The 12848-nt window shown below is 31.1% G+C and carries 10 protein-coding genes; 3 read left to right on the top strand and 7 right to left on the bottom strand.

Annotated elements, in window-relative coordinates; genetic code table 11:
* Positions 1-42: 42 nt before the first annotated feature.
* Positions 43-315 carry a sugar phosphate nucleotidyltransferase gene (locus tag ACI48Q_RS13575; protein ID WP_474919655.1) on the bottom strand — a complete coding sequence of 91 codons (273 nt, stop codon included), beginning with the start codon at positions 313-315 and terminating at the stop codon, positions 43-45.
* A 176-nt stretch (positions 316-491) separates the two neighbouring features.
* Between ACI48Q_RS13575 and ACI48Q_RS13570 the strand changes: the two genes are divergently transcribed.
* From ACI48Q_RS13570 to ACI48Q_RS13560, 3 genes are all read left to right on the top strand, one after another.
* The gene (locus tag ACI48Q_RS13570; protein WP_474919654.1) at positions 492-1538 is read left to right on the top strand and encodes an LCP family protein; all 1047 of its coding nucleotides are present in this window, start codon (positions 492-494) and stop codon (positions 1536-1538) included.
* Between the two features lie 325 nt (positions 1539-1863).
* Positions 1864-2925, top strand: a complete 1062-nt coding sequence (locus tag ACI48Q_RS13565; RefSeq protein WP_474919653.1) for an LCP family protein — start codon at positions 1864-1866, stop codon at positions 2923-2925.
* 297 nt (positions 2926-3222) lie between these two features.
* The gene (locus ACI48Q_RS13560; RefSeq protein ID WP_474919652.1) at positions 3223-4320 is read left to right on the top strand and encodes an LCP family protein; all 1098 of its coding nucleotides are present in this window, start codon (positions 3223-3225) and stop codon (positions 4318-4320) included.
* A 208-nt stretch (positions 4321-4528) separates the two neighbouring features.
* Here ACI48Q_RS13560 and ACI48Q_RS13555 read toward each other — a convergent pair whose 3' ends face one another.
* The 6 genes from ACI48Q_RS13555 to rfbD form a co-directional block, all read right to left on the bottom strand.
* On the bottom strand, positions 4529-6256 hold the full coding sequence (locus ACI48Q_RS13555; RefSeq protein WP_474919651.1) for a phospho-sugar mutase: 1728 nt from the start codon (positions 6254-6256) through the stop codon (positions 4529-4531).
* Between the two features lie 121 nt (positions 6257-6377).
* Complete coding sequence (locus ACI48Q_RS13550; RefSeq protein ID WP_474919650.1) at positions 6378-7811, bottom strand: lipopolysaccharide biosynthesis protein; 1434 nt, start codon at positions 7809-7811, stop codon at positions 6378-6380.
* Positions 7812-7836: 25 nt separating this feature from the next.
* On the bottom strand, positions 7837-8577 hold the full coding sequence (locus ACI48Q_RS13545) for a DapH/DapD/GlmU-related protein (RefSeq protein WP_474919649.1): 741 nt from the start codon (positions 8575-8577) through the stop codon (positions 7837-7839).
* Between the two features lie 175 nt (positions 8578-8752).
* Positions 8753-9400, bottom strand: coding sequence for a hypothetical protein (locus tag ACI48Q_RS13540; RefSeq protein ID WP_474919648.1), 648 nt, complete (start codon positions 9398-9400; stop codon positions 8753-8755).
* Positions 9401-9536: 136 nt separating this feature from the next.
* Positions 9537-11672 carry a cell wall-binding repeat-containing protein gene (locus tag ACI48Q_RS13535; protein ID WP_474919647.1) on the bottom strand — a complete coding sequence of 712 codons (2136 nt, stop codon included), beginning with the start codon at positions 11670-11672 and terminating at the stop codon, positions 9537-9539.
* A gap of 104 nt (positions 11673-11776) precedes the next feature.
* Positions 11777-12652: a dTDP-4-dehydrorhamnose reductase gene (gene rfbD / locus ACI48Q_RS13530; protein WP_474919646.1), complete on the bottom strand. Its 876-nt coding sequence runs from the start codon at positions 12650-12652 to the stop codon at positions 11777-11779.
* Positions 12653-12848 lie beyond the last annotated feature (196 nt).

Raw genomic sequence — 12848 nt, 5'->3', positions numbered from 1 at the left:
TGTTTAAGTAGTAATATGTAGTCCTAAGACCAATATACTCCACTAAGCAGTTTCCTTATTACTTGGCTCTACAAAGACATTATCTTTATTTATATATGGAACTTCTTCCTGTACTTTATCTACATACTCCTTATTTGTTATAATAAATATATTTTCTTTATCTATTATAGGATTTACTCTCTCTACAGTATTTGTTAAAAAACTTCCCTCATTAAAAATTTTAAGGAATTGCTTGGGGCTATTAGCTCTTGATAAAGGATATAATCTTGTTCCTTTTCCACCAGCTAAAATCAGTGCGTATAACAAAAGTATCACCTTTATTCATTGCTTAATTTTATAATATGTCCATATACTTACTTCTGTGAACGGAAAATATTTTCATGTATTGTAATATTTTTTAAATTGAGAAACTTTATAATAACCATGGTCTATTGTTTATTATTTATTGTATAATAATAAGATAGATTTATCCTTAAAAAGGAGTGTTGAAATTGGATAATGAACTAACTGAAAAAGAAAATAAGCCTGGACAAAAGAAAAAGTTTATAATATATATATCTATAATATTATGTCTTTTAATTTTTGCAGTAGCTTTTTATATGGATAACATGTTTAGTAAAATGAAACAGGTTAAATTGGATGACAAAAACTTAGAAATAAAGGAAGAAGTCTCTACCAAAATAGCAGAAAATAAAACAGGTTCCATTGTAAACATAGCACTTTTTGGCGTAGATGAAGCTGAGCATGATACTGGTCGTTCTGATGCTATTATGGTTGGAACTCTAGACCCTATAAATAATAAGTTAAAGGTAACTTCATTAATGAGAGACTCCTATGTAGATATACCAGATCATGGTAACGATAAACTAAATCATGCCTATGCTTATGGCGGACCTGAACTATCTATAAAAACTATAAATAAAAATTTTGACTTAAATATAACTGACTATGTAAAAATCAATTTTGAGGGTTTAGAGAGTGTTATTAATGTATTAGGTGGCATAGACATAGATTTGTCTCATGAAGAATACATTGAAATTAACAAATATATAAAAAAGGTATCTACCTCAAAAGGAATCCCTGCAGATTTAGTGCCTGATTCTGGAATGCAAAAATTAACTGGGTTCCAAACTCTAGGTTATTGCAGGATTAGAAGTACATCTAATGGTGACTTCGATAGAACTCAAAGACATAGAAATGTAATAAATAGCATTTTAAATAAAGTATCTGATAGTGGTGCTACTCAATTAACTTCTATAGTTTCTAAAGTTTTGCCATATGTAGAAACTAGCCTTTCTACAAAAGATATCTTATCTTTAGGTATTAATGTTCTAAATATTGGTAATACTAATATCGAGCAACAACGTTTCCCACTAGATGATGATAGTGAAAATATTTTAATAGATAATGTTTTTTATTTAAAATATAATGAAGAGAAAACTAGAGAAGAAATTTATGAGTATATATTTCACGATGTTAAAACTTGGTTGAATCACCCAGACGATACAGGAAATTCAAATTACTTTGATACACCTTAGAATTAGTCTAAATACTTACACCTCAAGTATATACTTACTTTGAGGTGTTTATTAATTATTATATTTACATTAAATATAGTAAAATGTATATTATTTTTAAAGCTTATATTATATAATTATTAATTATGTAGTTATTCAAGGATTTTAGGAAAAATATTCTACTAAAAGATGACAAGAATATTTTGTGTCAAACAATCATAGAAATTTTACTAATAAATTTCTATGGATAAGTTATAGGCAGACAGTAATGATATACTATGGTAATATATTGATAATTGTTTCATTAGAGATGTCTTATACTAATTAATAGAGGAAGTGATAAACTATGGGTGAAAATAAAAAAAATCGCAGTAGTAATCATAGTGAAGCGGGAGATAAGAAGAAAAAATCCCCAATTGTCAAATTTGTAATATTTCTAGTTTTATTATTTGTAGGTATTACACTAGTTACGGGACTATATGGCATAAATATTCTATCTAATTTAAATAGGGTTAAATTAAATCATGATAATTTAGGGATAGATGAAAAATTACACGAAAAGATAGAGGCTGATAAGATAAATAATATAGTTAACGTTGCTCTATTTGGTGTTGATGAAACTGATGAGGATGTGGGTCGTTCAGATTCCATAATGATAGCTACCCTTGATCCTGTGCATAAAAAATTGAAAATAACCTCTTTAATGAGAGATACATATGTAAATATACCAGGACATAAATATGATAAATTAAACCATGCTTATGCCTATGGTGGGGCAGAATTATCAATTAAGACTATAAATTCTGTGTTTGGTCTTAATATTAAAGATTATGTTAAAGTTAACTTTGGCGAATTAGAGTCTATTATTGACGCCGTAGGTGGAATAGATATGACCCTATCTGAAGAAGAAATAACAGAAGTTGATGACTATATCGTTAGAGTTTCAAATAGTCAGGGTAAGACTCCTAAAAAGTTAGACCCTGATAAAAATGGAAAAGTTCATATGGATGGTTTTCAGACTCTAGGCTACACCAGAATCAGAAGTACCTCTAATGGAGACTTTGATAGGACTGAGAGGCACAGAAAGGTTATTACAGAAATGTTTAACAGAGTTTCTTCTTTAGGAGTTACTCAACTAGCTTCTGTTACTTCAAAAGTACTTCCTTATGTAGAAACTAGCCTTTCAAATAAGGAAATTCTGGACCTTGGAATAAATGTACTAACCCTTGGTGTAGGTAACTTAGAACAGGAAAGATTCCCAAGGGATGGATATAGTGAAAATGCTAAGATTGATGGAATTTTCTATTTAACCTATGAAGAAAAGCCTACTTCTGAACAAATCCAGAAATATATTTTTGATGATGAAAAGATTTGGTTAAATGATAGTAGTGACTCTGAAAATAATTAAATAGCTAACAGCTCTTTAATTATAAATATAACAACATTAACTCAGTCTTAATCTTAATAAGGCTGAGTTTTCACAGTATATATGTTGTAATTTGAAATGTAAAATCATAGGTATATACTCAAAATTTTTTAAACCTCCTTGAAATGCCTTGAAAGTTTCAAGTTAATTTTAAATTCTAAATTTTAAATTCTAAATTATTGTGATTGATTGCTTATAACATTACGTATTATTTATAGGTATTCAATTATTATTAAGCTTTTTATTACAACGATAATAATAAGAAAGAAGGGTTTTTATATGGGCAAAAGACAAGATGCCGCTAGAAAAAGAGAAGAAATTGCCAATGGAAGGAAAAAATCTAATGGTAAGAAGAAGAAATCTAAGAAAAGAGGAAAAAAAATTCTCCTAGTTTGTCTTACTATTTTAGTCTTTGTTTTAGCTGGCACCTTTGGATATGCTGTTAATTTATTGGGGAAAATAAAAACTAAGGATTTCAATTTTTCTAAGGAAGAATTAGGTATAGAGTCTAATGATGGAAATCAACCTGATAATAAAGGTACTGGCGAAATAAAAAATATAGTTTTATATGGAATTGATTCTTTTGAAGATACTATTGGACGTTCTGATGCAATAATACTTGCTACTGTAGACACAAAACATAATAAGCTAAAGCTTACTTCATTGATAAGAGATACTTATGTAAATATACCTGGCCATGGTTATGATAAATTAAATCACGCCTTTGCTTACGGTCAAGAAACACTATCTATGAAGACTATAAATCAGACCTTTGGTCTAGATGTAGATGATTACGTTAAAGTTAATTTTACAGGTCTTGAAGACATAATCGATGCTGTAGGTGGCTTGGATATTGAAATCACAGAAGATGAAATTTCAGATTATGTATCACCAAATATGAATGAGCATATAAGACATTTATCTCAAAATAAAGGCGTTAAACCAAAATATATAACAGAACCAGGAGTTCATCATTTAAATGGACTTCAAGCTACAGCTTACGTTAGAATTAGATACACTGAAGGTGGGGACATAAAGAGAACAGAAAGACAAAGACATGTACTCAACCTATTGTTTGATAAGGTTATGAATGCAGGAGTATTAAAGCTTCCTTCAATAATAAGTGAAGTTCTTCCATATGTAGAGACAAGCCTTACTAAAAGTGAAATATTAAGTCTTGGTACTAAGGTATTGTCCTCTGGAATGAAAGATTTATACCAAGAAACCTTTCCTCATTTAGACTATAGTCAAGATGAGATGATAAATGATATCTACTATAGAACCTTTGATGAGGAAGAGACTAAAAAACAAATTCAAGATTATATATATGATGACATAAAACCTAAAGCAAAAACTGACGTTACTCCAACAGAGTAGAAAAGTGCGCCATGGTACAGATAAGTATACCAAAAGTTTATACCATAGAAATACGCCAGAAGTAAATATCTTACTTCTGGCGTATTTTTATGTGTTCAACTATTTTTCTATTATTTCTTTTTTAGCAAAGATCTTCTCTATGCCTCTGGCATAATCCACTGCAACTGCAAATTGACCTTCCCTATGAACAAAGGAGCTGTTCTCTACATTATCTATTCTCTACGCCTACTACATACTTCACTGCAGCTGCAAGTTGCTCCATCTTTATTTCTGCATCTTCTTCCGAACAACCTTTAACTCCTAAGTATATTTTTATCTTAGGCTCTGTTCCTGATGGTCTAACCACTATAAATCCATCATCCTCAAGAATAAACTTAATCACATTAGACTTTGGAAGATGTATCTCTTCTTTTTGTCCTGTAGATAAACTTTCTCTTTCACTGAGCTTATAATCATCTTTATATAGAACCTTAAATTCTCCAAATGAATAGATATTTTCTTTTCTTAAATTCTCGATGATCTGTCCAATCTTCTCTTGACCTTCTTTTCCTTTTAATTCTATAGATATAAGATTTTCTTTATAATATCCATATTTCTTATAGAGTTCCATTAAACCTTCATAAAGAGTTTTCCCTATGGATTTATAATAAAGTGTCATTTCACATATTAATGTAGCTGCCACTACTGCATCCTTATCTCTTACAAAATCCCCTGCTAAATATCCATAACTCTCTTCAAAACCTAAAAGGAAGGTATTTGAATTTGTTTTTTCAAATTCACCTATAATCTCACCAATATATTTAAAGCCTGTAAGCACTTGATTAACTTCTACACCATACTCTTCACCTATAGGTTTTATCATATCTGTAGAAACAATAGTACTAATAATAGCTCCATTAGCTGGCAATTTATTTTCTTCTTTCAATGACTCTACAATATAATGAGCAAGTAAAACACCTACTTGATTTCCAGTTAATACTTTAAAGCTTCCCTCATTATCCTTAACCACAACCCCTATCCTGTCACAGTCAGGATCTGTACCTAAAATTATGTCTGGTTCTAATTCCTTTGCCATTTCTAGTGCTAAAGTAAATACTTTACTATCCTCTGGGTTTGGATATGGAGCTGTTGGAAAGTTTCCGTCTGGAAGTTCCTGTTCCACAACTACCTTTACATTTTCATAGCCTAGCTCCTTTAAGACTCTTCTTACTGGCACATTCCCACTTCCATGTATTGGAGTATATATTATGTTTAAGTCTTTAGCAGATTTTTTCACTAACTCTTCCCTTATTGTAAGAGCTTTTACTTTCTCTACATAGGTAAAATAAACTTCTTCACCTATGTATTCTATAAGGTTTTTATCTAAAGCCTCTTCTTTACTCATAGTTTTAATATCTTCAAAACACTGAACTTCATTTACAAAGGTTATTATTTTCTTTGCAGGTACATCTGTTACCTGTCCTCCATCTTCACCGTAAACCTTATATCCGTTATATTCCTTTGGATTGTGTGAAGCTGTAATTACAATTCCCGCAACACACCCAAGATCCCTAACTGCATAAGAAAGTATTGGAGTAGGTGTTAATTCTTCAAATACATAAGCCTTTAGTCCATTAGCGGCAAGAACCCTAGCTGCATATTCTGAAAATTCCTTTGACATATGTCTAGAATCATAAGCTATAGCTACTTTAGGTTCTGTGAAATTTTCATTTAAATAATCACACAATCCTTGAGTAGCCTTCCCCACAGTGTATATATTAAGTCTATTACTGCCTGCTCCTATAACTCCTCTAAGGCCACCAGTACCAAACTCTAAATCCTTATAAAACCTATCCTCTATTTCCTTATCATCTATTAATCCTCTAAGCTCTCCTTTAGTATCCTCATCAATTAGTTCTGAACTTAGCCATAAATTAAGCTTATCTTTATAATTCATAACATAAAACCCTCCATTTCAATAGTTATCTCCACATTATGCTTGAAACTCTAACATGATTTCTCAATTAATTAATCATCAATTAATCATTAATCATTAATTAATTATTGAGAATTATAATTTATCTTACTTTTTTAACAATGCCTTTAATAGTCTCTTTATAAACAAAAATAAGTATGCCAATCTCTGTTATACCTATTATAGCTGTTAATGCATTAAATGGTGTAAAGCTTGAATATAGAGCAAATATGGTTACCATGATTAGCATCAATATAGTCTTTTTTAAATTATAATCAACCTTATATAATTTTGTTGAAATTATTGTTCTTGAGAAATAAAATACCATATAAGCAACCCCCGTAGAAATCGCTGCTCCCTTTGGTCCTATCTTAGGGACTAAAATCGTATTTCCTATTATATTAACTCCACAGGATAGTAGAGCTACTATAATATGATATTTAGGTCTCTTTTTGAAGTTTATACCCATTACAGAAACCTCTGACATAGTATATAAAACTGGCATGAACACTAAAAATGGCATAATATATCTAGCCTCTCTATATTCTGCACCCAGTAAAATTACAATTATGTCTTTACATAGGATTAATCCTATTCCTACTAAAAACATAGAAAAGCTTACAAGGTCATTCATATCCGTAAAAAACTTGGTGTTATTAGGTTCCTTTTCATACTTTTCAAAAGCAACTGGCACCCAAAAGCTAGTAAAGGAAGTTTGAATTATATTTAATATAGCAATTATATTAAAAGCAGCTCCATACACTCCTAAATCTGCATAAGTTCCATAGGTTTTAATTGCCATCCTATCTGCTGATTGGAATAACCAAGTTACTAAAAAAGTAAGTGCAAGTGGCGCTCCATACTTTATAATATCCTTTTGAGAATTTTTAATGGTTTTTCCTTTAACACTTTTAAATCGCCAAACATCTCTCTCTGTAAATATAGATACTACAACAACTACAAGCGTCGACATTAAGGTTGCATAAACTAGAGTCATATAGTTATCTTTGTATATGAAAAAGAATACTCCTATAGAAGCTAAGTAGGTTACCTTTTGTACAATCTGAAGGGCAGAATATAACTTTCCCTTTTGCTTCATTCTTACAGTTAGTAATGAAAATCTGTAAATAGCCATCAACGTAGTATTTATAACTAAAGCCAATATAAAGCTAAAGTCGTAGCTATTAATAATATTCATAGATATGGGCTTGTTAAAAACCAACATACCTACTGTTATAATTAGATTTAATATAAAAGGAATTTTCAAACAATCAAAAAGTAATCTTGTTCTATTTTTTTCTTCCTCTTCATAATAAAACCTAACAAAGGATTGATCTATACCACAGGTTATTACTATCATAAATATGTTTATATATAAATTAAACATACTGAATTTTCCATAATTGTCAGTTGATATTATCCTTGTAATTAATGGGGTTGCAATCAATCCAATAATTAGAACTACCCAGTTTCCTATAGAAAAGGATAAAAATTTCCTAATTAATGGATTTTTCTTTATTATGTTTATAATATTCATAAAATCCTCCAAATACAATGATCAATTATTGATTTTCTAGTAACTGATCAACAGGCACTTTTTTTAAAACTTTAGCTGGACTTCCAATAACTATGGTTCTAGCTGGAACATCCTTAGTAACTACAGAAGCCGCTGCTGCAAATCCTTCCTCTTCTACAGTTTTTCCTGGTAGAACTATAGCTCCAACTCCAATTCTTCCACCTTTTTTAATAGTTACTCCCTTAAACTTTCCAAACCTCTCTTTAGAACGAGCTGCATAGTTATCATTAGAAGTTGCTACACATGGAGCTATGAATACATAATCTTCTACCTCTGAATAAGCAGTCAAATACACATTAGTTTGAATTTTGCAGTTTGATCCTACCTTGCAGAAATTTTCTACTGTAGAACCTCTTCCTATAACAGTCCTCTCTCCTATAGTTACATTCTCTCTAATAGTAGCCATATCTGCAATTAGTGTTTTGTCCCCTATAGTAGCTCCTCTATATATAATAGTTGTAGCTCCTATTAAACAGGCTTCGCCTATAACACAAGGAGGAAGCTCTTCCTCATCTTTAAATATGCTATTAACTCCTCTCATAGGAGTTTTCCCTATAACTGAATTATCATCTATTCTAACACTATCCTTAATAATAGTTCCCTCATGTATAACCACATTGTGACCTATGATACAGTTATCACCAATGGCTACGCCATCCTCAATTACTGCAAATTTACCAACTTTAACGTTTGCGCCAACCTTTGCTTTTTCTGATATATAGTTCATTACTTTTCTTCCTCTCTTACAGTATTAGTTATTAATTTTAATACACCTATTTTACCACTTTTATAATGAAGTTAGTATAGTCCACGTGAATTTAATAAGTATTAACAAAATAATGTAAGCACCCCTAGGGTCATTCCATTTTATGGAACGACCCCAGGGGTGCTTACATTATTTCCTAAAATATATCTTCAACTCTAAATCCATCATCTATAGAACCATTATCTATAACTATAGCATCTAACTCAGTTTGTTTTGTATTAGCCCAAGCTACTACGCCGTCATTATATAATGCAGTTTTTAACTCATTTAATAATAATTGAGCTGCCTCTTTATCCTTTTGTAATTTTGATGTTTTAACTGTTTCCATAGCAATATTAGCTTTATTTATTAATGTCTGTTGTGGTGTGTCTAAATCACTTGAATATGCATTTCTCCATACTTCTGGCATATCTATAATTAAAACTCTTGCTGCATTTATATCAGATTGTATTGCTGTTAAAACAGCTTTATCTCTAAACTGAAAATATTCAACTAGCTTTTCTTGTTGAGGCTTGTCCAACATGGAACTTAAAGTCTCACCTAAGCTTTGCAATCCAGTTCCCTTAACTTGAAAATAAAAGCTATCTACAAGTACTCTAGCAGAAGTTAAATCCTTTTGTTGATTTGTATTTAAAGCTTGCAATGTGCTTTCATAAGCAGACTTATATAAAGCATCTATATCCACACTTGCCTCTGCCTTTATGTATGACAATGGTAAGCACATAGTTAATACCATAGTAAATACTATACTCTCAACTAATAATTTTTTTATTCTCTTCTTCATACTTAACTTCCCTTCTATTAATATTTATTCACCTTTTAGTTTGATGTTATCACACAAACCACATCTTGTAAATATATGTTATGACCCCAGAGGTCATTCCATTTTATGGAGCAACCCCTGGGGTCATAACAAAAATTTACATGAGGGTTTCTACTAATTCATTCGAAATTATTCCTTTACCACCTATGATGTTTATATTTTTGATTGTTTTTTTCATATCCTTTATAAGACTCTGAGCCACAGATTTTTCTTCATTTGTTATTAAAATTACTGGAGATTTAGTTTTTGCGGCTAAAACTGATGAAGATAATGCATCTGGAAAATCTTTAGCATTTGCTATAAATACATTATTAAAGTTGAACTCGTCCTTAAATCTTTCTATTACCGCTTTATTAGTTTTAAATCTATTTTCTCCCCAAATTCTTTCAATCTTATTTTTATCAATCTTTATATTCCCTATAGCTTCCTCAGACAATACACCTTGTCCACCTATTACAAAGGTCTTTGAAATATTAGAACTAGCTGAATTTAAATATTCTTCCATGTCTTTATCTACGCCCTCTTTAGAAATTAACATTATAGGAATTCCTTTCATAGTTGCATATGATGCTATAGACATAGCATCCGGAAAATCCTCTCCAGATACCAATATGACTTTTTCTAAACTTTCTAATTTCCTTGCAATTTCTAAGGATGTTTCATATCTATTTCTTCCCCATATACGACTACATTTATAGCCATTATCTATTAAATTACCTTCCAACTCCTTAGATATAGCTCCCTCGCCTCCAATAATAACTATATTTTTAGGAGTCAATCTTTCAATCTCTTCCGTCACCTCTGATGAAATATTATCACCATCACTTAACAAAATAGGTGCATTAAGCTTTGCTGCAAGAGGTGCCGCTGATAGTGCATCTGCAAAAACATTACCATTTGCAATTATCACTGTATCACAGCTATCATTCCATGCTGCTTGAGAAATTTTTGAGGAGGTTTCATATCTATCTTTTCCACCTATCCTAACAGAATTTTCTATAGAACTTGTCTCTATCTCCATCTCCATCTTTTCTGGATCTATAAATAATTCATTAGAGGCCACAATATTTCCATCCTTATCTTTAGCATATACTCTTACATATCCTTGCCTATTAAGTATCCCATCACTAAGGATATAGTCATTTTCTAAATAATCTCCAATAAATATATCCTTGGATTTCAAATTGTCTATAGTCCTTATGCCACGCATATAATTCTGTCCATAAGTACCTTTATTACTCTTTTCAAAATACACTGCAGTATACTCTATATTACCTTTGGTATTATATTTACTCTCTGATATATTTATTCTACAAAAGGTTTTTTCTCCTTCACCGCTATCATACTTAGCTACCTTTGTTAATGTTATACTTGGCGCCGCTGGGGGTATTGAATTTTTAGCTTGAACCCCTGATATATCACTAAAATATTTATATAATCCATTCACTTGCCAAGCTAAAGGTATGTTCAAATTTTCTTGTGGATAAAAATTAAACATCCTTGAATCATAATAAAGAACTTCTTGTTCCTCTCCATTTACCCTATCTCTCACATCATAAAACTCATAGCTTGTCTTAGCAGTTGCACTTCCATATAACTGCTTATAATCCTCTGCAGCTATCTCTGCTGGATGCCATTGATGTTCCCTTGATGCTATGTCTTTATAAGCTGCTAAGCCTCTTGTTTGATAGTATCCACTACTAATATCCTCTGGAATTTTTCCTTCCTTATTTAAAATGTGATAATAGGTAAAATGATGTCCATATTCATGGCTTAATACATTTGCCAAAAACTCAAAGGAGCTATCACCACAACCAAATAATTCTATTTTTCTTCCTCGTAAAAGTTTATTACCTGCAAAACTACCATACCAAACTCCTGTTGTCCCTCTTCCCAAGGGATAATCGTCTCTTAAATCAATATATGATAAATATCTTATTTCTTCACCTATAGAGTTCCTCATAAGCTCATCATAAACCAATTTTACCTTATCTACACTATTATAACTTTTAGAATAACTTCTTATAGTTACTCCACTTTCCCCTTTATACTCTGCTATAGGCCCTATTTCTTTCTTTAATATGAAAGACTTTTCATCAGATAAATTCTCAATTATAACATCTTCAGGTAACTTATTAATGCTACTATCTATTTCTACAGCTTGTACTCTATAAAAAATGCTTAAACACATTATTATTAAAAGGACACTAACTCTACTCATGTATTTTTTCATTATGACACCTCCTGTTCCATATTATACCATACATGAAAAATAAATTCACTCTTAGATTACTTAAAAAAAACGCCACTAACTGTGACGTCTTTATCTGTTAAGCTCTATTTACTCTCAAAAAAGCTATTTAAAGCTTCCTTCCAGTCTCTCATCTCATCTCCTACTGTACTTCTTAGCATCATGTTATCTAGTGAGGAGTAAGCCGGTCTTTTCGCTGGTCTTGGAAATTCTTCTGTGGTGCAGGGATTAACTTCACAATTTATGCCTGCAAGTCTAATAATTTCACAAGCGAAATCATACCATGAACATTCACCCTTACCTGTACAGTGATAAACTCCATATTCCTCAGTAAGAGCTAGCTTTAAAATATGATAAGCTAAATCTTCTGCATTAGTTGGATTTCCTCTTTGATCATCTACTACCTTTAACATTCCTTTGTCCTTGCCATACTTCATCATAGTATAAACAAAGTTATTTCCATTCTTACCATAAAGCCAAGCTGTCCTTAAAATAAAATATTTAGAGGAAAATTCTCTTATGTATTGCTCTCCTAGATATTTTGATTTTCCATATACACTTACTGGACTTGGTAAATCATACTCACAAAATGGTGTAGAACCTTCTCCATTAAAAACATAATCCGTAGATACATGAATAAGCTTTGCTCCTAATTCCTCTGAACATATTGCTAAGTTTCTAGCTCCTAGGGCATTTACACTAAATGCTAAATCACTATTTTCCTCGCATCCATCTACATTTGTGTAAGCTGCGCAGTTAATAATTATATCTGGAGCTATATCACTAAAGAACTTTCTAACTCCATTAAGGTTAGTGATATCTAAATTATCAATATCACATTGAACAATATTACTCTCTCTTAATTCTTTCGAAATTTCTCCTAAACTACATCTTCCCTTACTTAAAATACTTATAATTTCACTACCAAGCTGTCCCTTAGCACCAACAATTAATATATTCATATAAATCAACCTCTCATTTTATAAGTTTTTTACTTCATAAGCTCCTTAAACTTCTCAAGCTTCTCATAAAATTGTACCACTGATTTTACATTATTAAAAGGAGCTAATTAGTTGCGATATTCCAGAAAATGTAACGACCCCTGGGGTTCTCCCATATAAAAGGAGTACCCCAGGGGTCGTTACATTTTTTGTATGC

It is taken from the genome of Clostridium sp. LXY-7 (assembly GCF_056172015.1).
The sequence above is the reverse complement of the archived record's forward strand: the minus strand, read 5'-3'. Positions and strand labels throughout refer to the sequence as shown.